Raw genomic sequence first — 25,201 nt, 5'->3', positions numbered from 1 at the left:
ATACAATATCTCATGCAAAGCCCTAAATTTAAAATATATTCCTCTTCTGCTGGTTCGGGAAAAACCTATACTTTGGCAAAGGAGTACATCAAATTAGCTCTTAGAACTACTTCTCCTTTTTATTTCAATCATATTCTGGCAGTTACTTTTACCAATAAAGCTGCGGGTGAGATGAAAGAGAGAATCTTAAAATATCTTCATCAATTTTCGAGCGACGACCCACAAGATCAAGAAGATTCAAATGGAATTTTTAACCAAATTTTAGATGAATTACAACAAGAAGGAATAGATATTGATGAGGATGAATTACGACTCAGGGCTTCAAAGACTTTCAAGCATATCATCCATGAATATGCTAATTTTTCTGTTTCTACGATAGATTCCTTTGTTCAAAAAATAGTATCAGCTTTTACAGAAGAATTGGATTTTCCCTTCAACTTCGAAGTAAGCCTCGATTCTGAAGTATTGCTTGATGCGGCTGTGGAGCAATTATTACAAAAAGTAAATACCGAACATTTCGAGCAGATTACGTTGTCTATCCGAAGCTTTGCCTTGGAAAAAGCAGATGAAGGCAAATCTTGGAATGGCTTGGCGGATGAATTGTCTATTTTTGGCAAAAATCTTTTGTCTGATCAACACCAAGATGCTATCGACAAAATAGCAGATTTAGAAGCGGAAGATTTTTTACTGATAGAAGAACAGCTAAAAGCTTTCTGTGAACACCTTGAAACTAAGATTAAAACCATTGCTCAGATAGCCTTAGAAAGTATTGCATCTGCGGGTTTAGATATCGTGGATTTTTATCAGAGCAGGTCAGGCGTAGGGATTTTTTTTAAGAAATTAGAAAGCGATGTTTTTACTACGGCTAACTCTTATGTGAAAAAGGCAATTGACGAAAACCTTTGGTATTCAAAATCTCAAAAAACTGGTATTAAAGTCATTATTGATGGAATTGCCGATGAGTTAGGAATTTACCTAAGTAGCGTTTTTACAATTCAAGAAACTGAAAGAGCAAAATATGTTCTTTTTAAAGAGATTCTTAAACAGACTAAAAAACTAGCTTTACTCAGTCAGCTAAAAAAAGAGATTGCCTCTATTCAGAGCGAAAGTGGGCAAATTCACATTTCAGAGTTTAATAGGAAAATTTTTGAGATTGTGATGAAAGAACCCATCCCGTTTGTTTATGAGCGATTGGGCGAAAAATATAACCACATCCTGATTGATGAATTTCAGGATACTTCTACACTACAATGGCATAATTTCTTGCCTTTGGTTGAAAACTCTTTGGCCAATGGGCATTTCAATTTAGCCGTAGGCGATGCCAAGCAATCTATTTATCGTTTTAGAGGAGGAGAAATGGAATTGATTGTGCATTTGCATAAAGACAATCTGGAAAGATTGATAATAGGAAATGAAGACAACGATTTTTTGGTAGAAAGATACGCCAGTATCCGTCCATACCTTAAACCCGAAAACCTAAGTACCAATTATAGAAGTACTCAAGAAGTAATTACATTTAATAACGACTTATTTAACTTCATTAAAGCATCTCCCGAAAATGAAAGCATTGCACCATCCTTACCGATGGTCTATGATGAATTCTTTGCACAGCAAGTGCCAGTAAATCCCAAAACAGGCGGGCATGTAGAGATTGATTTTATGCAAGGAGAGCATGAAGATGAATTGATGTTCGAGCGTATTATGGCATTGATTGAGGAGGCACGAGGGGCAGGATATAACTACGCAGACATTGCTGTATTATGTAGGAAAAATAAGCACGGCAGGATTATCGCCAATGCCTTGAAAGATGCTAATATTGATGTAATTTCCTCAGATTCACTCAATCTAAATGCTTCAGAGGCGGTTAATTTAGTCGTTTCTTTGATGAAAGTAATTCAAAATCCTGATAATACTTTATCTAAATACGAGGCGATTTATTTGTTCTATCGGGTAGTGTTGAACAAAATTCCTGATACTGATGATAATCAGATTATTAAACAGTCTATCGAATCAGGAGATATTGCTTTGTTTTATCAATTGATTGAAACACAAGGATATTCATTAGAGTCTTTTGCTTTACAACAAATGGCTTTGTATGAAATTGCTGAGAAAATCATCAATACTTTCTTCCTTTTTGAACATCATAAAGCCTTAGATTTTCTCTTTAGGTTCTTGGATGTTATTCTGGAGTTTCAGACTAAAAAGAGTACGCACCTTACTGATTTTTTACAGTTTTGGGAAATAAAAAAGGAAACGCTTTCTATTTCTACACCAGAAGGACAAGCGGCCGTGACTGTAATGAGTATCCACAAATCTAAAGGATTAGAATTTCCAGTCGTAATCATTCCTTATTGTAATTGGAGTACTGATACTAACTTGAGAACACAGATTTGGGCAGATTTGCCAGAGGAAAATGAATTGATTGTTCTTAGTGGTTCTATAGAAAAAACTTTAAAGAATGCCCCGCTGAGGATATCCAAAGCGTTAGAACAAACTTTTGTAGTTGGTCAATACAAAGCCGAAAAAGAAAAGACCTTTTTAGAAAGCTTGAATATGCTGTATGTAGGATTGACACGCCCTACTGATAGGCTGTATTTGATTGTAAAGAAAAATGTGAAGGATTTTAGTAAAACAGTCGGAAATCAGCTATATCAATTTGTCAACTGTCCGTTTATTGAAGAAGGAGAGAATCATTTTGAGGTTGTTTATCAAGGAACACATAAGCTGATAAAAGCTACTAAAGAGAAAAAGGAAGAGTTGATTGAAATCAGTGCAATCACCAGTTTTGAACGGAGCAATAAAGTGAGACTACGACAAAGTGCTGAACGTCTTTTTGACTTGGAAACCTTCGAGAAAAGTAAAGATTATGGTAATAAAGTGCATGCTGCCTTTGCCAAAATAAAAACGTATCATGATACTGATTATGCCCTACAAGAAATTCTTAGAGAGGGATTGATAATTGCTTCCGAGATAGAAGGACTAAAGCGAACCTTGGAAAATATCATGGGTTTGCCCAATATCAAGCCACTTTTTGAGGTAGCCGAAGAGTCTATCAAGAATGAAAGGGAAATATTAATGCCGAAAGGCAAGCCTCTTCGTCCTGATAGAGTGGTGAGACTAAAAGATAAAATCGTGATTTTGGATTATAAAACAGGCTCAAAATCTGAATCACATAAAACCCAAGTACGACAATACATGAATATTTACAGAGCGATGGGGCATGTCAATGTAGAAGGAATATTGGTGTATTTGGAAGAAAAAGCGAAGGACGAACAAGTAGTGGAGGTCTTTTAAAAAGGTTCAGTTCACCATGATTTATCGCTAAGCAGGAACTTAAGTCCCTCGCTAGAGATTAAGAGCTTCAACACTTGGTTTTAAAGACTATTTATGTACATTTAAGCTAATTTGATCAATAATAACATTTCCATTTCAACTTTTTAAAAGATGTGGTTAATCAGTAGGACTTAAGTCCCTGCCTAAGAATGAAGGATATAAGTGGTAAAAAATGATTTAACTACTAAATCTGTAGTGTTAATACGTTATACCTATTATATTTGTTCAATATAATTTCTTAATGGCGTTATACGTTCATCAATAATTTAAACTAAAATTCCTCTTCATGAAAAAACTATTTTTCACAGTTTTATGTGCATTGCCTTTATTAACAAATGCACAAAGCCCTGCAAAACCTACTATTCAAGTAAAAGGTACCATTAAAAATGTTAAAGATACCATCGATATCGTATATGCTACTTATGCCACAAATGGCAAAAGAGTAACAGATAGTTCGTTGGTTGCTAAAGGGGCCTATTCGTTCAAATTGTCTCTGACAGACCCTACTAGGGTACAATTCACCGCAAAAAATACAGCGAACAAAAAAGCTAAATTTGCTCAAAGAAATACAGCAGCTATTTTCCTGGAGCCGGGTATTATTACTGTAGCAAGTGTAGATTCGTTTTCAAATGTTAGCGTGAAAGGTTCAAAATCGCATATCGAGTTTGAAAAATTGAATCTTGCTTCAAAACCTTATGAAAGTAAGCTAGAGGCACTTTATAAAAAATACTCAGAGTATTCAAAAAATAAAGAAAAAGCGGCGATGGATAGGGTAGAGGCTTCTATTGATTCATTGGATGAAATACAAAGAGAAAACGTATATGGTAGCTATATCAAGAAAAATCCAAATTCGCCAGTAGCGCTTTATTCATTAAAGACTTTTGCAGGATACGAAATCATTGTAGAAAAAGTAGAACCTCTTTTTAATTTATTGCCTGCTACTTTAAAGGCGTCACCAGCTGGGGTTGAATTTAAAGAAAAAATTACGACAGCTAAACTTACGGGTATCGGAAGAGAAGCTTTAGATTTTACGCAGAATGATACATTGGGTGTACCTGTAAAATTATCTTCGCTAAGAGGTAAATATCTTTTAATCGACTTTTGGGCTAGCTGGTGTGGACCGTGTAGAAGAGAAAATCCAAATGTGGTAAAAGTATTCAACGAGTTCAAAGACCAAGGTTTCCATATTATCGGGGTTTCTTTAGACCAACCAAATGCGAAAGAAAAATGGTTGAAGGCTATCCATGATGATAAATTAACTTGGACTCAGGTTTCCGACTTACAATTTTGGAACAATGAAGTAGCTAAATTATATGGTATTCAGGCTATTCCACAAAACTTACTGTTAGACCCTAATGGTAAAATCATTGCTAAAAACCTGAGAGGTGAAGCCTTAAGCAAGAAATTAGCAACTATCTTTAGTAAAGAAAATGCTACAAAAGATGAAAAGCCTAAAGGTAAATAAACATAAATTATCCCGAACTTTTTCATAAAGAAGCGGTCAAAAATTAGTTTTTGACCGCTTCTTTTGATTTATATATACTAATTATAGTTCCGTTAGGAACACTATATCGGTAGGAAGATCAGCTTGCTAAGACCCCTTCGAAGCCCCATCGGGGCGAAATATTTCGCCCCGATGGGGCTTCGAAGGCTACTGCTTTTATCAATTGGGCTACCAATATATCGCCTCTATGAGGCTATTTTGTTAAACTTCTAAACTTCTCTCTTTTAGATCAGCTATGTTTTATTCTGGATTGTATCGTTTTTAAAGAAATAAAAGTTTGTTAGTTCTTCAACAACAATATATCATCAACATAACAAAAAGCATTGGCAGCACCTTCAGCCTCAAAGCCAATTTCTATCTTCCCATTTTTGATGACTATGTTTTCAATCTTAATCGTTTTCCAGCTTGTATTTTCTTCTTTAAAGGTAACCTTAAAAGTTTTGTCATTGCTAGTAGCATATATTTCAAGTTTATCAAAGCTACTGCTATTCTTTACCTTGGCGATTAAGGTATAACTACCTTTTTCTAATTTTACAAAAGGAGAGGAGGTTATTACCTGATATATCTTTCGCTTGAAATTTATCTTATCACTGATAGCAAGGCTTTTCTCTCCAATAACAACTTTCCTTTCGTTTTCGCTATTATTATGGTTCAAAATTGGTGAGCTAGTAGTGTCAAGGCTAATTTTATTACCTGCTATATCTGAAGTATTCCAACCTGTTAATTGCAATTGTACTGGTTTGACGAGCGATGGAATAGTTTTCCGGTCTGCTTCAAAACTACCATTTTTTGCATAGTTGTTGTCAGTAGCCACATTCCATTCACCTGTCGTAGCATTTAGATTCCACGAACTAAGCGAATTAAAATGAGGTACAGTTCCATCAAATGAAAGCGGAAACCATTGGTTATACCCCAAACCATTTCCTGCGAAATTGGCCCATCTATCGCCACAGTAAACTACAGTTTCTTGTTTAGTACCTTTGATGGTATAGAAAAAACCTGTTTGTGTAACATGTGCATAATCATCGGAAGACCCATTCATTACCAACATCCCTTTTTTAGTCTCATAAGGCCCTCTGATGTCATCAGCTACTAAGTAGTAAGCCAATGAGGCATCCCAACCATATATATTAGAAGCATTGAGGTAATACTTCCCTTTATACTTAAACATACAATTCCCTTCACGGTTTTCTCCCTGAAAGACTTCCTTACAATCCAATAAGTTAACCATTCCCTCCTTAATGCCAATTTCAGAAACATATATCTTGTTTCTGCCCTTGCCATAAGAATAAATAAGATAAGATTTTCCAGTGTCTTCATCTGTAAATACTGTTTGGTCACCCGTGTTTGATGTGCCAATCATCTCCTTCATATTTATTTGTTGATGCCAAGTAAATTGTCCCGTTGGCGTATCACAAACAGTAATCAATACCTCACTGCCATGCTGAACAAACATCGCATATTGATGTAACTCTTGAATATAAGCTACCCCTAAACGACCAACCCATGTTCTACGTTCACCATCTTTCTTTTTTAACTCATCTCGGGTCAGCACATCACTCTCAAAAGTCCAATTGACCAAGTCTGTAGAACTATAACAGGTTACAGATTCAAATGTAGCAGAAGGGAGTGTAACAGATGGGTTTTTACGGTAAGTATCAGCTTCTTTGTAATGAACACCATACCAGTAATATTTTTTTTCTTTGGTGAGGGGGTCTGTAAACTTAAATATGCCTCCTCCTTGACTGTTGATAGGCAGTCCGTCTTTGGTATTCCAAAATACATCATTTTTGATATTAAGTGACTGTGTATTAGCTATATATCCCATAAATGAGAACAGCAAATATAACATAATTGTAAGAGAATAATTATATTTTTTTTTCATGTTTAATTAGGTAATATCTTATTGTTTTCGCGTAATATTTCGGGTATTAAAATATTGAATTTTAATACTCATGCCAATATAAGAAATTACTTGTAGGAGCAACTCCTGTAGTTACCCGTTATTGTACGAGTATTTTACCAAGCAATATTAAAGCAGTAAAGGCATAAAAAAAAGCCACTGCTGATGCAGTAGCTTTAGTATTATCGATGTTATATAAACATTCTTAGTTCTTCAACACACTATCCAACTGAACCCTCTAAAGAAACGGCTAAAAGCTTTTGAGCTTCTACCGCAAATTCCATTGGTAGTTGGTTTAATACTTCTTTCGCATAACCGTTTACAATTAAGGCTACGGCAGCTTCAGTAGAAATACCACGTTGATTACAATAGAACAATTGGTCTTCACCAATTTTAGAAGTAGTCGCTTCGTGTTCTACGGTAGCCGTTTTGTTCTTTACTTCAATATATGGGAAAGTATGCGCTCCACAACGGTCGCCCATCAATAGGGAGTCACACTGAGAGAAGTTACGAGCATTATCTGCACGTTTCATTACTTCTACTAATCCACGATAAGAGTTATGTGATTTACCAGCCGAAATACCTTTTGATACAATTCTTGATTTGGTATTTTTACCAATGTGAATCATTTTTGTACCAGTATCCGCTTGTTGCATATTATTGGTAACCGCTACTGAATAAAACTCCCCAATAGAATTATCCCCTTTTAAAATAACAGAAGGATATTTCCATGTAATAGCCGAACCTGTTTCTACTTGTGTCCAAGAAATCTTAGAATTTGCACCATCGCAAATACCGCGTTTGGTTACAAAGTTATAAATCCCTCCTTTACCTTCTTTATCACCAGGATACCAGTTTTGTACCGTAGAGTATTTTACTTCTGCATTTTCATGGGCAAAAATTTCAACTACCGCTGCGTGTAATTGATTTTCGTCACGTTGTGGTGCAGTACAACCTTCTAGGTAACTAACATACGACCCTGCATCTGCCACAATTAAAGTACGTTCGAACTGCCCAGTACCAGCAGCATTAATACGAAAATACGTAGAAAGCTCCATTGGGCAACGAACACCTTTAGGAATATAACAGAATGAACCATCCGTAAATACAGCAGCATTTAAGGCAGAAAAGAAATTATCTTTTACTGGCACTACAGAACCTAAGTATTTTTTGATTAATTCAGGGTGGTCTTGAATTGCTTCCGACATCGAGCAGAAAATGATGCCTCTTTTCGCTAAATCGGCTTTAAAAGTAGTAGCTACTGAAACCGAGTCGATTACGGCATCTACTGCAACATTCGATAAACGCTTTTGTTCGTTTAATGAAATTCCTAATTTTTCAAAAGTAGCACGCAATTCTGGATCAATATCATCTAAAGATTCCAATACTTTAGCTTGCTTTGGAGCCGAATAATATTTAATTGACTGATAGTCAACAGGAGTATAATGCACGTTAGACCATTTCGGTTCTTCCATTGTTAACCAAGTACGGTAAGCACTTAGCCTCAAATTAAGCATCCATTCTGGTTCATTTTTCTTTACTGAAATCAATCTGATTACGTCTTCGCTCAAACCTGCTGGCACTTCGTCTGTTTCGAAGTGACTTTCAAAACCATACTTGTATTCGGAGGAGGTTACCTCCTCTAATATATCAATTTCTTCTTTTGCCATTGCTGTAGGTAGTAATTATCCTACAAAAATAAGCCAAAAAATCGAAGAAAAGTTCGCCTCTTCAGAATTTTCCTAAAAAGGCTTTTATAAATCTTTGATTATTTATGCTTAATACCTATCCTTTGTAGCTAAAAGGGACTGAACGATTGATGCTTTCCTCTAAAGAAATAAAGGTTTCTGTTCGTTGTATACCCTGTACTTTTTGGATTTTATCATGCAATACCTCTCTGAGGTGTACAGTATCTCTACAAACAATTTTTGCAAAAATAGAATAAATACCCGTTGTGTAGTTTATACTTACTACCTCTGGTATTTTAATCAATTGTTCGGCTACTTCTGCATATAACGAACTTTTATCTAAATAAATACCCAGAAAAGCGGCAATGTCCCACCCTAATTTGGTATGGTCAATCACCAATTGTGAGCCCTTTACGATACCAGCCTGTTCCATTTTCCCCATCCTTACATGGACGGTTCCACCAGAAACATTGATTTTTTTGCCAATTTCTGTATAAGGCATGGTGGCGTCTTGCATCAAAAGACCTAATATTTTTAAATCAGTTTCGTCGATTTCGACATTCTTTTCCATAGCTTAAGTATTTAAACTCAAATAAAATTTAAAATTTCATAAAAAACAACACTTTCAAAAAGAAATTATTAACAAATTTTAAATAAATCACTGCAATAATTGAATAGAATGTAAATTTTAAGTTTTTTTTATGTAAAATTTGTAAAACATTAAAAAGGTACATAACTTTGCATTGTCAAGTTGAAAGAAACACAATGACAACCACACTGTAGGGTGATGAAATTTGGCAGACGTACCCTCCTGTCTCGGGGGTGGTGAACATGAAATAAAGTAAGTGTAATGCCCATCGCAAGATGGACTGGGGTTGACCACCAGACTTTGTACTTTACCTAATCACACCGTGGAGGTTCGAATCCTTCTCCTACAGCCAATTATTTGATATATTTTGAGGATAAATTTTTGTCAAAGCACAATTTTATTGTTACCTTTATTCTCAAATTATCAGATTGACTACAAGATATCAAGTAGTTTTATTTGGTTTTTAGTTTGTTGATGAAGTGTAATTCAAAAAAGCAGTCTTTGTAAGTCTGCTTTTTTTGTTTTTAAACCATTCCAATAAAAAAATCCATAGCATTTCTCAATACTACGGATTTTTTAGGTAAGTATTTACACTTAAAGAACATTTTTATTTACTCCAATACTCCCACCTTTAAATAACTAGCTGCCGCTTTCTGATGATATACTTTTTGGGTAGCATTCTGGTAGTCGCTCGGTACAGCTTTAAAAATATCCATGAACTTCTGAGGGTTTCTATCAGACCAAGGAAAACATGAGCTTTGGATTTGCACCATTATTTTATGTCCCTTTTTAAAAGTATGTAATACGTCTTGCAACTCTACCTTCACATTGGTTACTTGATTGGGTACAAAAGGCTTCGGTTTAGAAATATTATCACGGTATTTCCCTCTAATAATTTCAGAACGTACTAATTGTTGGTAGTTTCCATATACTACATTTGGTTTTTTCGGATTTTCTGGTGCGTCTGTTGGGTACACATCAATTACTTTTACGACCCAGTCGGCATCAGTCCCCGTAGTAGATACTTTAAGCATCGCCTCAATTTGTCCAGAAAGTGTAATGTCTTTTTCAAGGACATTGGTTGAAAATGATAGCACGTCTGGTCGAGCATAAGCGAAACGTTGGTCTTCCACCATGTAATCAGCAGAAAAACCATCATTTATGTTAGCCGAAAAAGGTACAGGATGATTTGGATCTGAAAGATAAGTCGATGATGATTTTTCTACAGTTGGAGCAGTAAATGATAATTTGCCATTAGGGTGGAAATACAACAGTTTCTCTTGTGTCCCTTTAGCAGGATAGGTATCAAACGAACGCCATTTGTTAGTACCCGTTTCAAAAAGAGTAGCTTCTGGCAAATCAAGCGGTTTTGAATCATCAATCAAATAGTGATGAAAAAACTTAGCCTCAATGTTTTCTTGGTAATAAGGTGATACCTTTGAACCAAAATCTACATCAGCAAGTGTTTGTCCAGATGAACCAGCCCAACCGCCATGTACCCAAGGACCTACTACAAAAATATTTTTGATAGTAGGGTTTTGCTTTTCAATAGCCTTATAGGTATTGAAGGTACCATATAAATCTTGTTCGTCATACCAGCCCCCCACAACCATTACTGCGTGTTTGATGCCCTTTAAATGGGGTAAAATATTTCTTTTCTTCCAATGCTCGTCATAGTCGGGATGGTCAAAGTTATCATGATAATATACATTGCGTCCTTTATAGAAACCATCTTCTGAATTTTTTGTCGTTTTTACCTCATTCAGATAAAAATCATATCCATCAGGATTGTTCGTCTCAAAATATACAGGTGGGCGAGTGGTAGTAGGTTTAGTTTGTTCTTGAAAGAAATTATAAAAACCAAAATTGGCAGCTATCATAAATGCTCCGTTATGGAAAGCATCATCACGCCAAAGGTCTGCCATAGGGGCTTGTGGTGAAGACGCCTTGAGGGCTGGATGTTCTGAAATAGCCCCAGCAGAAGTAAAAAAGCCTGGATAAGAAATACCCCATTGTCCTACTTTACCATTATTATTACTGATATTTTTGATAAGCCATTCGATTGTATCATACGTGTCTGACGACTCGTCGATGTCTGTTTTACCTTTCTTTATATCAACTTGCGGGGTCATTTCTACGAATTTGCCTTCTGAAGCCCAACGTCCTCTTACATCTTGATACACAACGATATAATTACTTCTTAACATGAATGGATTTGGACCAATTCTTTTTTTGTATTTATCAGTACCGTAAGGGGAACAAGTATAGGGGGTTCTCTGCATCAAAATTGGGTACTTTTTACTTTGGTCTTTTGGGGCATAAACTTGGGTAAAAAGTTTGATTCCATCACGCATTTGAACCATAAATTCCATTTTTTGATAATTTTCACGAATATAGGCACTGTCTTGAGCAATGGTAAAGGGATATGGCGAATCTGATTTTTGAGCGTAGCTAAAAACAGGAATTAGCAATAGCCACAAGATAAGTTTTTTCATTATTAGACTTGTTGAGTAAGAAATATGAATGATTTATTGACAATTTACAGAAAAGCCGTCAAAAGCTAAACTGGATTCCGTAATTTTGCAGTCCGTTAACAATTTACCTAAATCAAAAACAATCAGTATTAATAATTTTTAGGAAAAGTTAGCATTGTGGACTATAAATAACTGACAAGTGACTCAAAATTTAAGAATTGCCGTTCAGAAATCTGGACGCTTAAGTGAGGATTCCCTCAATCTTTTCAAAGAATGCGGAATCAAGTTTGATAATGGAGCAGGAAAGTTAAAAGCAACTTCTTCAAACTTCCCAGCAGAATTTTTGTTTCTTCGTGATGACGATATTCCCGGCTATGTGGAAGATGGCGTAGCTGATATCGGTATTGTTGGACAAAACGTTCATGTAGAAAGCAATAAAAATGTTTCGGAAGTAAAACTATTAGGTTTTTCTAAATGCCGTTTATCAATTGCTATTCCAAGAGGAGATGAATACAAAGGCATTGATGATTTAGAAGGCAAAGATATTGCAACTTCGTATCCAATTATTTTAGGAAGTTATCTTAAAGAACATGGTGTTACTTCGCATATACATGAAATATCAGGGTCAGTAGAAATTGCTCCAAGCATTGGTTTAGCACATGCAGTTTGTGATATTGTTTCATCGGGAGGTACATTGTTGAGCAATGGATTGAAAGAAGTAGAAGTAATATTCCGCTCAGAAGCCATCATGATTGGTTGCCCAACACTTTCAGCAGAGAAACAAGACATCCTGAATCAGATATTATTTAGAATTGACGCTGTTCAAAGAGCAAAAAATAACAAGTATGTTGTGTTGAATACCAAAAACGAGAACATCGAAGCCATCAGTAAATTATTACCAGGTATGCAGTCGCCATCTATTATTCCATTGGCACAAGCAGGTTGGTCGGCGATGAGTTCAGTAATTAACGAAAATGACTTTTGGCAAAATATCGAAAAACTCCGTGAAGCAGGTGCAGAAGGTATTTTAGTAATGCCGATTGAAAAAATGATTTATTAGTTTCCATGAAAATTATAAAATATCCCAAAGAGTCTGATTATCAAGCCTTACTTACGCGCCCAACACAGGATATAGCTGTGATTGAGCAACGAGTAGCCCCTATTTTATATCGAGTGAAAACCGAAGGCGACATTGCTCTTCGTGATTTTGCTTTGACTTTCGACAAAGTAAGCCTAGCATCCATAGAAATGCCTTCAGAGGAAATTGAAAAGGCTGCTGATTTACTTTCCGACGATTTAAAGCAAGCCATCCATCAGGCTTATCGTAATATCCATAAATTTCATGAGGCACAAAAAACGGTTCCTGAAAAGATTGAAACGATTGAGGGCGTTACTTGTTGGCGAAAAACAGTAGGCATAGATAAAGTTGGGGTATATATTCCTGGAGGTACAGCCCCGTTGTTTTCAACGGTATTGATGTTGGGTATTCCTGCACAAATTGCAGGATGTAGAGAAGTGGTATTATGTACACCATCCAACCATCCAGCTATTTTGTACGCCGCCTCGCTTTGTGGCATTACTAAAATTTATAGAATAGGAGGGGCGCAAGCCATTGCTGCCATGGCCTACGGAACAGAGTCAGTCCCAAAAGTGTATAAGATATTTGGTCCGGGTAATCAATATGTTACTGCTGCCAAAATGTTGGTAAACAAAGAAGGCATTGCTATTGACATGCCTGCTGGCCCATCAGAAGTAGCAGTCTATGCTGATGATACGGCTAATCCAGCCTTTGTAGCGGCTGATTTACTCTCACAAGCAGAACATGGGATAGATTCACAGGTATTGTTGGTTTCAACCTCTGAAAATATCATTAACGAAGTAAATAATGAGCTAACAAAACAATTAGCTGAGTTGTCAAGAGCAGCATTTGCTTCAAAAGCCCTTGAAAACAGTCAGGCTATTTTGGTAGAAAACCAAGAGATTGCCCTTTCATTGTTGAATGAATATGCTGCCGAACACTTAATCTTATCGGTAGCCAATGCCGAAGAAGTATCTGAAAGTATCTATCAGGCAGGGTCTATTTTCTTAGGAAATTATACCCCTGAATCTGCAGGAGACTATGCTTCTGGCACAAACCATACCTTGCCAACCAACGGTTATGCAAAAGCATATTCAGGCGTAAGTCTGGATAGCTTCGTGAAGAAAATCACGGTACAGCATATTACGCAAGCAGGCATTAAAAACCTCGGAAAAACAATTATTGAAATGGCTGAGGCAGAATCTTTGGATGCTCACGCCAATGCGGTAAAAATTAGAATGTAAATTATTTTAACTATGACTTTTAACTTACAAAGTATCGTTCGTAAACATATTCTTAGTCTTGCTCCTTACTCTTCTGCTCGTGATGAATATACAGGTAAAGAAGGGATTTTTTTAGATGCCAACGAAAATCCAATAGGCTCGGCTACGCCCGAAAATTGGAATAGATACCCAGACCCTTATCAGTCTGCTATTAAAGAAAAATTAGCACCCATCAAAGGCTGTTGTCCTTCACAAATATTCCTTGGTAATGGTTCTGACGAACCGATTGATTTGATTATTAGATTGACTTGCGAGCCAAAAGAAGATAACATCATCATACTGCCACCAACCTATGGAATGTATGAAGTGAGTGCTTCTGTGAATAATGTACAGATTCAAAAGATTGATTTAACAGAAGATTATCAATTGGATGTTGATGCCATCATTGAAGCAATTAATCCGAAGACGAAATTAATTTTTATTTGTTCCCCGAATAACCCGACGGGTAATATCATTAATCGTGAAGCTATTTTAACGATTATTGATAATTTCGAACATGGCTTAGTAATCATAGACGAGGCTTATAATGATTTTGCGGATGAACCTTCGTTTATTCCTGAGTTGGATAATTTTCCGAATGTAATGGTGCTACAAACTTTCTCGAAAGCATGGGGGCTGGCATCGTTGCGTTTAGGGATGGCTTTTGCGAATGAAGAGCTAATAAAACTGTTGAACAAGATAAAATATCCTTATAATATTAACGGACTTACACAAAAATTATTAATAGAGAATATTGCTAATACTGATTTCGTAACAAATTCCGTTAATACGCTAAATCATAACCGTAAGCTATTAGCAGATTCATTAACTGAGTTACCCATTGTCGAAAAGATTTTTCCATCTGATGCCAATTTCTTATTAGTGAAATTCCAAGATGCAAAAGCTGTTTTTGATTACTTAATTGAACAAAAGACGATTGTCCGCGACCGTTCTAAAGTAAAATTATGTGATAATTCTTTAAGAATTTCAGTAGGTACTACCGACGAGAATGCTCATTTGATGGGTCTTTTAAAAGCTTATAAATCATAAACTTATTTCTTATGAAAAAACATGCTTTAGCCTTTTTCTTGATTTTAGTAAGTTTCACAGGCTTCTCACAATACAAAACGTGGGCAATAGGTGGAAAGCTAGGAGACCCGTCGGGTTTAACGATTCGTCATTATTTAAATAATGATAGAAATGCGATAGAGTTGAACGCAGGTGTTTATGGAGCACTTTGGGGATTAAGAAGCCCGTACAGAGATGGTGCTTTTGATGGAGCAGGTGTATCATTCAGTGGGCTTTATCTTTGGCATCAAGAACTGGGTAATACTGGACTGAGAAGCTATTATGGTTTTGGTGGACAAATTACTTCTCGTTCTTATACCTTGAACAATAAACAAATTCCTAATACAGGTATTGGAGGCGTCGGAGAAGCAGGTGTAGAATATGGCATTCCAGATTCCCCACTAACGATGTTTGCTGAATTAGGGCTTTATATAGAACTGGTTCCTGCTTTCTTTTATACACATCCACAAGGAGGTTTTGGCATAAGGTACAATTTTTAATAAAATTGCCTATCCTCTTTGTATCGTAAATTCTTATTGGATACTTTTGCAAAGTATTCTTTGGGGGGTTAGCTCAGTTGGCTAGAGCGCTACGCTGGCAGCGTAGAGGTCATGGGTTCGAATCCCATACTCTCCACTTTACCGCCTTTAGAGCAATCTAAGGGCGTTTTTTATGAAGTTGATAGAAAAATTGATAGAAAATACACTGACATTTTAAAACTTATAAATCTTTCACCTGAAATTATGCAAGAAAGTTCAAACTATATTCTAGCTGAATTATTCCCCAAAAAAAATAAGAAATCATCAAAAAGATGGTATATAAAGTTCTCTGCTTATAATCCTGATAGTAATACACTTCAAGAAAAAATAGTATGGATACCTTCTTCCTTGAAAGATACCAAAAGCAGAAATGAATGGGCTATTGAAAGAATTAAGCTAATTAATGAAGCTTTGGTTAGAGGTCATGTTTTTGTTTCAAAAAAACACACTAAAAGTCAGATAACAGGAATAACCCTAAAATCTAAACTAATTGATGCGTTGGATTTTGCCGTTAAAATAAAAAAAGTAGAGGCAGAAAATATCTTTTCAAAAAATGTAGAAGAACGGGGTAAGATTAAAGGGAAGAATACCTCAAGAACATATAACTCCTGTAAGACATTGGTTACTGACTGGCAACTTCATGAGAATTTAGATTTAACACTTTCTGATTTTATTTATGATTCAGAAGGGGAAGTTAACCAGAGTTATGTTTATAGCTTTCGTGACTATCTATTGTTGATAAGAGGTAATGCAAATAAAACAGCCAATAATCAAGTTCGGCTTTTAAATGGTCTTCTTAATGAACTAAAGAAAAGAAGTATTATCAAGGTGAATCCTGCTTCGAAAATTGGTAAATTAAAAGTGTCAATCGGTAAGAATATTGCATTCTCTCTATCAGAAAAAGCGATTTTGATTGATACTATTAAAAAAGAAGATAGAGAGTTGTACTTGTTTATCTGTTTTGTTTATTATGCTATGATACGACCAAATGAGGTTCGATTTCTTAAAGTAAAAGACATCATGGATGATAAAATTTATATTGATGAATTATTAGCAAAAAATAACATCTCAGAATATGTAGTAATCCCAGAACATTTTGAGAAAATCTTGAAAGAATTTTGTATTAGAGATTATCCAAGTGAAAGATTCGTTTTTCATTATCCATCTTCACCAGAAGGGACTTCAACATTCTATCCAGAAAACCATTTTTATAATCGATTTAAGGCATATCTAAAGCGATTAAACATGATGGAGCATACTTTATATAGTTGGCGTCATACTGCTGCTATAGATGCCCATAATGCAAAAATTCCTATTGACTTTATTCGTCAACAACTTCGCCATAAATCACTTGAAACGACTATGATATATTTGAAATCATTGGGTGTAATGGTAAATAATGAAATTAAGGATAATTTTCCTAAATTATAGCACCTAATAACGCCGTTAGGAATATACTCAATAATTTATATGCAAAACTACACAAAACCACAATTAATGTTAAAAATTAATCTACAATCTGAAATGAATCTACAAACTATGAATGAGTCACTTGAAAAAATGTTTAAGGGTTACCTTCTGAGCGAATATGCAGAAACGGATTCAAAGTTAGAGAGAGCTACAATTTCAGAGGACTTTTTAACTCTTCAAAAAATACTTAAAGAGATAGTTTAATATAAAAAGCACAGTTTTAAAACTGTGCTTTTTTGGTAATATTAGTAACATTTCTATAAGTGTCTAAAAATCAGATACGTTTCTTCTTACTTTTTTGCTTACTTTCTTTGTTACTTTTTCTTGATAAGCTATATAATAGTATCAAAATGCCTAATCCTATTACAATGTATTTCCAGTTCGCATAAAGCCAAACGGATATTTTAAGATAATTCATGCTGTTAAAAGGTTTGTTGGGTCGGTTAAAATACCATCTTGTCTATACTCTACATGAATATGATTCGTCACAGAACTATTGTACTTTAAAGTAATGTTTTGAGCTGTTCCTATTAACTCTCCACGAACTACTTTTTCTCCAATTTTGAGCGGTTTGATATAGAAAATCTTTACTTCCTGCCCAAAGTTCCCTGCTAACAATAGTCCTGAATACCTGCTATCATTAGCATAAGGGATTGCCTTCCTAACTATTTCTCCGTCGAATGGTGCGTAAACAGGTTGATTTTCCGTAACTGTTAAATCAACGCCTTCATGGATGCCTTTTTCATTGTTTCTACTTGCCTGAAAGTTGCCATCCCCTCCTGAATCTATTCTAATTACTGACGGATTGACAATCTTCGACCAAGTGGCTAAGTTCTTGCGTTTTCGGAAAAAGGCAAAAACAAAATACCCACCAACGATTGTGGTGAGTATTGCAATCATGATGAGTATTTTGTTTGAAATCATTATTTTACGATTTTGAATCCTTTTGGAATCCCTGCTAATCCGACTGATTTAGGCATAATGACTTGTCCTGCACTTGCTTTTGAAAGTGTGTTTTTCACTTGCGAAAGCTCATCAAAATAAGGATCACTTTTTTTAGCCTCTTTTAGTGCGTTCTCAACCTTTTTCAAAAACAATTCTACTTGCTTTTCAGTCTTTTCTTTACCCGTCCAACCTGTGTATTCTGACAAATACTTAACAGTGTCGTATCGTCTTTCACCATTAAAAATGTTTTCAGCTTCTTGCAGTAAATTGTCAGAAAGTTCAAGGCTATTTGCTTTACGCATTATCACATTGTAATACGATTCTTGCATGGCGTATATCAATTCAGGGTATCTAGCTCCTTCCTTTTTCAGTGTTCCGTCTATCACTGATTTATTAAGTTCCTTGTAGGCGTTTATCACCAGATTCATTTCAGGGTGTTTTCTGATTCCTAAGAATCTACGAACAAATTTGTGTTCATCCGATTCTTTACGGACAAATTTGCCCTTAAATTCTTCTTGTGGTTTTTCTTTAGAGGCTTTCCCCTTTCCCTCTTTTTTTGCTTCTGGTTTATCAACCTTCTCTTTCTTCTCAGCTTTGGCTTTTTTAGCTTTAGGCTTTACTTTCTCTTCTTTAGGTTTTTCTTCGATACCTGATAACCTAAACATTGCCTTCAACGCAAGTTCATATTCAAACTTGAGTGCAGGCTCTGCAAACAAATTAGCATCAAAGTCTTTTAAGCCGTCAGTGAGGTCGTAAACAAGGGCAATTGCACCTAGTTCGTCTTTAGTTAGGCGAGAATCATTCCCAAATTTTGGATATAACTCTACAAATGTTTTTGAATCTTTCATGGTATTTGGATTATTGGTTTCTAGCTCTCATTCTTGCACGTGCTTTGGCAAGGGCTAAGGCTACTCTAATACGTTGTTGTTGTGATAACTCTTTTTCGTTCGCCTGTACTGGTGGCTCACTCGCTTTGTTGTTGGAATCATAAGCTAAGAGGTAGTTCAATTGAGCAAATTCCTCTGCACGCTGATAAGGCATTTTACCCTGCACGGCATACTTTTCTTTAGATAGCTCAATGTCTTTCCTAACTTCTTCTTTACCTTCATCAGTTGCTAAATAGGCTCGCCTTTCGTTGTAGCCTTTCCGTTCTTCAATCAGCTCTTCTATCAATCTGTTAGCATCTGCAGGCGAATAACCACGAGGGGTAAGCATCACTCGTTCAGTCTTGCGGACAAATGAAATAAGCATTTTCAAGTTATCTACTGTATAATTAAAATTTGGATAAGGCTTATTTATCAGGATAAGGTAATTCTGCAACTTCCTGCACAATTTTAATAACTCTTTATCATCTTGATTCGTCGCAATGAGGAATGTTGAAAGTTCATCTAACATCTCATTTGTTTTTTCAAATAAGTCGTTCGACTTCTTCCTATTTTCAGCACTGTATTTCTCGTTATTAGCCTCTCTTTGATAAAATTCTACAAAAGCTGGGAAATTACCTTTTGCAGAGGTTAAGGCATTTATTACGTTCTGACGTGTAGCGATATAATTGCTATAGCGAGCTTTAAATGTATCAAGTGCTTCCTGCGAATACTTATTTACAGTTAGTTTCCTGTTTAAGTCTTTGTTTAAGAGTTCTAATTTCAACTTCACTAGAACATCTATTTTTGAAAACAAAGCCAACTTGATTTCTTCGAGGTCAAGAGCCTCTTGGTCAAGTACATTCCCTCTGCCTGCCTTATACCAAATATCATTAACCCTTGATGTTTTCTCCTCCAATTTTTGAAAAACAAAAATGTCCATTGAATCTTGGAGTAGTGGCATTACGATTCTAACATATCCATAATCATTACCTTGTCTCCATACACGACCTTCAATCTGTTTCATGTCGGTAGGATTCCAGTCAGGTGTTAGGATATAGAGACAAGTGGCACGCTTTTGCAAATCAATGCCCTCACGGATGGATGATGTGCCAATCAAAACTTTGACCGCTCCAGCTAGGAAGGCTTCTTTAATTCGTTCTTTACGATTAACAGAAACACTTGAATTGATTATTTCAACCTCATTAAAGCTTGCTCCTTCAAATTTCACTTCGGTCTTAAAGCCCACTTCTGAGTTTAAGTAGCGTTGAATCAATGGGAAGTATTCTTTAGCTCTGTTACAATATATTACTTGACCACTACATTCCTCCTTACGCTCATCATGCCATTTTTTCACCGAACGAATACACTGGACAACATAATCAACTTTAGGAGAGTTTTCTACAAAAGAAACATGGTCAGGCATTTCCTTTTCAGCCAAATATGGAGAAAGGGCATTGTCTAAATTTTGATTCAATAAACGTCCAATGTCGCCTAAACTCACATTCGAGTTCTTTTGCCCGATGGCATTTGTAACAAAAGTTAATGATGCTTCTATTTGCTTTTGATTATCAATCTGAATCAGATTAGGCTGCAAATAGGTTAAAATCTGTTCCTCTCTTTTTAGAGAAACTACCCTGCCATCACTCTCTACTTTTTTTAATCTTGGTAAATTTATTTTTACAGGTCGTTTTACTCCTGCATCCTCTCCAGTCTTATAAATAATATGACTGTATATAAGTTTTTGAAGTACTTGTCTGTTAGTATAAGCCTTTACCACATAGTCCATTGCTATCGAGCCATCCACTTTGTTTACATACTCTAGCGACTGTTTTACAAAGTTGCACATGAACGTATTTAAGTTATTCAGGTTCATGTCCTTCATTGTTTTGTAACCAACCAATGAAAGCATAGCATATATTTCAATCGGAGAATTTGTGAATGGAGTTGCAGTTAATAACAATACATTCCCTCCATATTTACGGATGATAGAATTGCAAAAGAAAAAGGCTTTAATTCCTAATTCAGAACTAGCAGAGCCTAGCTGATACCTTACTTTCCCTTCCTCATCAGACTTCACTGCTTCAAAAATGTTTTTGCAGGCATGAGCTTCATCAATGACAAGATAATCTATGCCCAATGTGCTAAAATCAACAATAGCACCTTTATTTACTTTGCTGAGTGCTTCTTCTAGTGATTCTTGGTATTTTGCTTCGTCACGAGAAGATTTGAACTTCCTGTCATTTTGTTGAAGAATGCTATACATTTCTTGAAATGCTTCGTCTCTTTCTTTTGAAATCCCTAACATTTTAAATCCTTCGTAAGTAACTATTGAAATAGATTTTTCAGGCAATAATGTGTTAAGAGACTTTCCATCCGCTTCAAAATAAGGTTGTCGACCTTTCTCCACAACTAAGGTTGTAACTTCTTTCCCTAAATTATAGAAGTCGTTTAAAGTAATGCCTGTGCCTGATAATACGCCATAGCCTTTCTCTCCAGTCTTTTTGTTTTCATAGCCAAAAAGTTCCTTAATCCATTTTCTGTAGGTCTGATTGGGTACTACAATCAATGGCCGCTTACATTTTCCTTGTTGAATAGCATTCGCAAGGGTAATTATAGCACTCATGGTTTTACCCACACCTACATCATAAGCTAACAACCCTGCGGTTGCAACCTCCATAAATGCAATGGATTCTTTTTGAGCTTCTGAAAATGACAATAAACTCTGCTTAAAGAATGCACTACAAACAAAGCCTATAGGTACTTTGTTATAAGCCACATCAGCAAATCCGTTATACATACGGTTAAAAATCAAGTCTAACTTTTGGATATCCTCAAAGGTTAATGCTTCATTTAAAAATCTAGCAAAAAGTTCCTCGCCTAATTGCGGTGCATACTTGTTAATCGTGTCTTTTTCTTCGTCAGAAACTTTGTTGCTAAACTTATCTCTGTCCAAGTAGTATTTTTCTACATAATAGGCAGATACCTCTGTAAATACATCTTCAGGCTGTTCAAAAAGCCAAAATTTGAAGGCTTCACGCAATGGCAATTTGTACACACCATCTTTTATCCATAAATCTTTTAGCTCAGACTTTTCTTTGTAAGTACTACCAGAATAGGATTTCCACGAGTTGCCTTTTACAATCGCTTGTAAGTCAATACCTGAATCATCTCTCAATTCTGAGATACCAAACATTTCAACATCTTTCGCCAAAGGGCTAATTGCTAAGATGATAGGGCGTTCACGTGGGTCAGCAACCTGTACTGATAGGAATTTAGGTTTGCTACGTTGAATTAATTCAAAATGGTTTTGATAAATATCTTCTCCAAATGTTTGTTTGATAAAATCGGCATCATTTCTTAACAGTTGCTCTCTATCATACATATTGCCAAATGCAAACAACGCATAGGGCAAATACAATCCATTTGAAAAAAACAAAGCACCACTTTTAACCAGGGCTTTTATTTGTCCGTAAACAATTTCAATGTTCTCTCCTTCACCTACAAAATCAACATCCGCCTTGTTAATATACTGCTTATAGCCCTGCTCCGTCGTAAAAACAAGATAAACCACTTTATCGTATTTGTTTTCAAATTTCGTAGGATAGCCAACAAGTACACCTTTTGGTACAGTGGCTATATCACGAAAGTGATTGTCTTTGATAACAGTTTGCTTATTCGTCCTAATGCTAACCTTTGCTTTATCCGTGCTTTTCTCAGACTTTAAGAAGTATTTCTCCCAACCTGTCATCGGGATTCCTTGGCTACGTTTAAACCAAACCCATGCCTGTTTTTCTTCAAATGATAGTGCTGAATTGTAAAGTTTGTCTATTTCATCAAAACTCAACGTATCACCTTCTTTATACTGTTTTTGTTGTTGCTGCTTTTCAAGGAGGAGTTTTACTAAGGCAGTGTTTTGCTCAATACTATTTTCGGCAATTTTGCCTAAAGCTCCTAAAGGTTGATTTGAATGAAGGTAGTGTGGTTTTCGATTTGACATGGTTATTAGTTTTGACGTTGGCGTATTCTAGCACGTGCTTTAGCAAGGGCTAAAGCAACTCTTATTCTTTGTTCTGCTGATAGACTTTCTTTTGGGGCGTTCAATGTAGCATTAATCACTCGTTCCACATCCGCTCTATTCCCTTTTACTTTTACTGCAAATCCGCCTGAACTTGATTCAACCATTTGTCCACAAACCTTTTCTGGATTAGAGAAAAAATACGTTGAATAGCTTAGTTGTTCTTGCATTGTTAACGGAGCAGTGCTGACTTCTAACTTCTCGTTCTGAAGAAACAAGTCGTCATATTCCTTCTGATACTGATTAGGAATGAACCCGTATTGCAAAAGCTTATATGGAGTGACCTTGAATTGTCCACGTTCATCTTCACCTTTGTGATTCATTACCAAGCCTCTGATAGTCTCTAGCCTGATTCTTGCGAGCTTGACTTCATTATAATTCATCCGATTCAATGATATTGATAGCCGTTGTTACGATAATGTTTTGAGCTAACATCATTGTAATGATGTCATCCTCTAATTTTGAATATCCATCTTTTGTACTTGAACGCTGATAGACATGAGGTGATGAGCTTTCGGTCACTTTTGTGACTTTTGACTTAATTTGTTGGCGTAACTGTTCGGTTAGTGTCATTTTCGTCTAAATATTAAAATATCGGTGGGTGCATCTGTATTCTTAAAGACTGAAGGCAAACGGTAAGCATCTACAAGCGTGCATAGTTCGTCCATATCTTTTTTTGTCTGATAATATTTATCATAAGTACTGGCAAAATTGGAAGCTGTGATGTAGCACATTAATCCGTCTTTTTTTAGCAATTTTAAGCCTTGCAACATAAAGAATTGCTCTAATTGGTTGATGCCTTTCAGGTTAAACATTCCAGAAAATTGATTTTTCCAGATACCATAGGGAGGATTGCCAATTACTAAGTCCATTTTGGGTAGCCAACTTTCATCCTTTTGTTTATAAGGATGGTAGAACGCTCCTTTCTTTTCTAAAAAAGCCGTTTCAAAGTAGTTGTTGTAAATGTTTGCATCAGGTACTAGCTTTTGAGCCATTTGAGCTAGTTCTTTTTCACGCTCAAAAGCGTAAAAATTAATGAGCATTTTAGGACGACCATAATACATAAATCGACCAGTACCACACGACGGCTCTAACACCTTACCTCCCATAAATCCATAGTGAACGACTAATTTCCACATGAGTTCAATAATCCAATCAGGTGTGAAGTATTGCGTTAATATTCCTGCATCCGAGCCTACTTCTTTGCCTTTCCCTCCTTTGCCTTCATAACTCAAAATATCATTAATAGCCATTTCAGGTACTCCTGAAAGCACCTGCATTTTGTAATTCCCTGCTTTGGGTATTAAACTGTAATTAGGCTTTAACACATCAATATCTATCTTGTTGAGATAAGGTGCTTCGGCATTAAATTCGTCCATACAACAGTCCAAAATAATCTCATCTTTACCGTCTTTTACAACGACATAAATGTGAGCAAACCCGTCTTTTTCATTGAATGACACAATTCGTAGCAATGGCTTTACATTATTTTTAAGGAGGATTGAACATAGGAAAATACAATAGTCTTCACAGTCAACGCCTTGTTTACGGTCTAACCATGTACGCTTAGGCGTTCTGATTTCCTCAATCCCTTCACTATCGTTTCGGTAGTTGATATTGTTTTTGACAAAGAGCCACAACGTTCTGCATTTTTCAAGTGTAGAGTTGAATAAAGGAGAATCCTTAAAAGGAGGCTCCGTATGAATAATCTGAATGATTGCCTTTACGGAATCATTCAGATTAAAAGCATTCTTGATTCTAGTCATTAGTATAGCATTGTTGGCATTGGTACTTGTTCTACTGGCTGTACTGGTTTCTTTTTCTTTTTGAAATAGAAATAACCCACGACACCTCCAATTACCACCACGACACCTATGCCGATATACAAGATTGTATTTGATGACTTCTTTGTTTCTCCCTGAGCCGTTCCAGTTTTTAAGTCTGTTTTTGGTGCTGAAGCTGAAACATTAGGATTGCCTGAAGCATTTGCTTTCTTAATATCTTCAATGCTCGCTTGGTCAGTTCGTTTGTTAGCTTTTTCAAGCCCTACCGTTTCTGAATCTGTAATGTCTGCAGATGATGCCCAACCAAACCAATCAACCTTCTCGTAAGTTCCTGCTCCCCATCCGTGTCCAGTCCTTCTATCAACCATGTTTTGTACTAAAACCTGATAATACAAAGTCTTTTCAAACACTCCAGAAAGCCCCGTAGTTGTCCCAACTATACTTGCAGGTTGGAACTGTAAATCTTGTTGGTCTTGTCTGATATCACCGTAATAATCTTTAACGTTGCCGTATCTATTAGAAGGTGCTGTAACGTCAGTTCCTTTAGGGTCACCACCCTCAATGAGTTTTATTTGCGTGTCAGCATATACATATACCTTCACGCCTTTGGGAATTAGTGTCAT

The 25,201-nt window shown here is 36.0% G+C and carries 18 protein-coding genes and 1 tRNA gene; 8 read left to right on the top strand and 11 right to left on the bottom strand.

The genetic code is table 11. The annotated features are described in order from the left end of the window. The first annotated feature begins 12 nt into the window (after positions 1-12). Both AC1RNE_RS04450 and AC1RNE_RS04445 read left to right on the top strand, forming a co-directional pair. Entirely contained in the window at positions 13-3,294 is a 3,282-nt protein-coding gene (locus AC1RNE_RS04450; RefSeq protein WP_492799829.1) for a UvrD-helicase domain-containing protein, read from the top strand. A gap of 325 nt (positions 3,295-3,619) precedes the next feature. Beyond that, positions 3,620-4,798, top strand: coding sequence for a redoxin domain-containing protein (locus AC1RNE_RS04445; RefSeq protein WP_492799828.1), 1,179 nt, complete (start codon positions 3,620-3,622; stop codon positions 4,796-4,798). Between the two features lie 319 nt (positions 4,799-5,117). Here the strand turns inward: AC1RNE_RS04445 and AC1RNE_RS04440 are convergent, their stop codons facing one another. The 4 genes from AC1RNE_RS04440 to AC1RNE_RS04425 all read right to left on the bottom strand — a co-directional run bounded on the left by AC1RNE_RS04440 (position 5,118) and on the right by AC1RNE_RS04425 (position 11,512). Next, a complete protein-coding gene (locus AC1RNE_RS04440) occupies positions 5,118-6,722 on the bottom strand; it encodes a family 43 glycosylhydrolase (protein ID WP_492799827.1) in 1,605 nt (534 codons plus the stop codon). A gap of 239 nt (positions 6,723-6,961) precedes the next feature. After that, the gene (gene sufB, locus AC1RNE_RS04435; protein ID WP_492799826.1) at positions 6,962-8,410 is read right to left on the bottom strand and encodes a Fe-S cluster assembly protein SufB; all 1,449 of its coding nucleotides are present in this window, start codon (positions 8,408-8,410) and stop codon (positions 6,962-6,964) included. 115 nt (positions 8,411-8,525) lie between these two features. Then, positions 8,526-8,999: an Lrp/AsnC ligand binding domain-containing protein gene (locus AC1RNE_RS04430; RefSeq protein ID WP_184133370.1), complete on the bottom strand. Its 474-nt coding sequence runs from the start codon at positions 8,997-8,999 to the stop codon at positions 8,526-8,528. Between the two features lie 629 nt (positions 9,000-9,628). After that, entirely contained in the window at positions 9,629-11,512 is a 1,884-nt protein-coding gene (locus AC1RNE_RS04425; RefSeq protein WP_492799825.1) for a CocE/NonD family hydrolase, read from the bottom strand. 178 nt (positions 11,513-11,690) lie between these two features. On the opposite strand from AC1RNE_RS04425, the gene hisG reads away from it, so the two are divergent. The 6 genes from hisG to AC1RNE_RS04395 all read left to right on the top strand — a co-directional run bounded on the left by hisG (position 11,691) and on the right by AC1RNE_RS04395 (position 16,869). Then, complete coding sequence (hisG, locus tag AC1RNE_RS04420) at positions 11,691-12,551, top strand: ATP phosphoribosyltransferase (RefSeq protein ID WP_492799824.1); 861 nt, start codon at positions 11,691-11,693, stop codon at positions 12,549-12,551. A 5-nt stretch (positions 12,552-12,556) separates the two neighbouring features. Beyond that, a complete protein-coding gene (gene hisD, locus AC1RNE_RS04415; protein WP_492799823.1) occupies positions 12,557-13,813 on the top strand; it encodes a histidinol dehydrogenase in 1,257 nt (418 codons plus the stop codon). A 12-nt stretch (positions 13,814-13,825) separates the two neighbouring features. Further along, entirely contained in the window at positions 13,826-14,881 is a 1,056-nt protein-coding gene (hisC, locus tag AC1RNE_RS04410; RefSeq protein ID WP_492799822.1) for a histidinol-phosphate transaminase, read from the top strand. 11 nt (positions 14,882-14,892) lie between these two features. Further along, positions 14,893-15,399, top strand: coding sequence for a hypothetical protein (locus AC1RNE_RS04405; protein ID WP_492799821.1), 507 nt, complete (start codon positions 14,893-14,895; stop codon positions 15,397-15,399). Positions 15,400-15,461: 62 nt separating this feature from the next. After that, positions 15,462-15,535 (top strand) — tRNA-Ala (locus tag AC1RNE_RS04400). Continuing rightward, positions 15,511-16,869 (top strand): tyrosine-type recombinase/integrase, encoded by a 1,359-nt coding sequence (locus AC1RNE_RS04395; RefSeq protein WP_492799820.1) that lies wholly within the window; start codon positions 15,511-15,513, stop codon positions 16,867-16,869. Before AC1RNE_RS04400 ends, AC1RNE_RS04395 begins: the two co-directional genes overlap by 25 nt. A gap of 453 nt (positions 16,870-17,322) precedes the next feature. Here AC1RNE_RS04395 and AC1RNE_RS04390 read toward each other — a convergent pair whose 3' ends face one another. Genes AC1RNE_RS04390 through AC1RNE_RS04360 form a run of 7 tightly spaced genes read right to left on the bottom strand, consistent with a single transcriptional unit; the run spans position 17,323 to position 25,201 of the window. Beyond that, the gene (locus AC1RNE_RS04390; protein ID WP_492799819.1) at positions 17,323-17,808 is read right to left on the bottom strand and encodes a M23 family metallopeptidase; all 486 of its coding nucleotides are present in this window, start codon (positions 17,806-17,808) and stop codon (positions 17,323-17,325) included. A 23-nt stretch (positions 17,809-17,831) separates the two neighbouring features. Further along, complete coding sequence (locus AC1RNE_RS04385; RefSeq protein WP_492799818.1) at positions 17,832-18,701, bottom strand: hypothetical protein; 870 nt, start codon at positions 18,699-18,701, stop codon at positions 17,832-17,834. 10 nt (positions 18,702-18,711) lie between these two features. Then, the gene (locus AC1RNE_RS04380; protein WP_492799817.1) at positions 18,712-22,716 is read right to left on the bottom strand and encodes an SNF2-related protein; all 4,005 of its coding nucleotides are present in this window, start codon (positions 22,714-22,716) and stop codon (positions 18,712-18,714) included. Positions 22,717-22,721: 5 nt separating this feature from the next. Next, positions 22,722-23,177: a hypothetical protein gene (locus AC1RNE_RS04375; RefSeq protein ID WP_492799816.1), complete on the bottom strand. Its 456-nt coding sequence runs from the start codon at positions 23,175-23,177 to the stop codon at positions 22,722-22,724. Continuing rightward, the gene (locus tag AC1RNE_RS04370) at positions 23,167-23,367 is read right to left on the bottom strand and encodes a hypothetical protein (RefSeq protein ID WP_492799815.1); all 201 of its coding nucleotides are present in this window, start codon (positions 23,365-23,367) and stop codon (positions 23,167-23,169) included. The genes AC1RNE_RS04375 and AC1RNE_RS04370 overlap by 11 nt, the downstream gene beginning before the upstream one ends. Next, on the bottom strand, positions 23,364-24,560 hold the full coding sequence (locus AC1RNE_RS04365) for an Eco57I restriction-modification methylase domain-containing protein (protein ID WP_492799814.1): 1,197 nt from the start codon (positions 24,558-24,560) through the stop codon (positions 23,364-23,366). Before AC1RNE_RS04365 ends, AC1RNE_RS04370 begins: the two co-directional genes overlap by 4 nt. Beyond that, a complete protein-coding gene (locus AC1RNE_RS04360; RefSeq protein WP_492799813.1) occupies positions 24,560-25,201 on the bottom strand; it encodes an LPXTG cell wall anchor domain-containing protein in 642 nt (213 codons plus the stop codon). Before AC1RNE_RS04360 ends, AC1RNE_RS04365 begins: the two co-directional genes overlap by 1 nt.

Source organism: Arcicella sp. GW822-FHT02H01, from assembly GCF_058802005.1.
The sequence above is the reverse complement of the archived record's forward strand: the minus strand, read 5'-3'. Positions and strand labels throughout refer to the sequence as shown.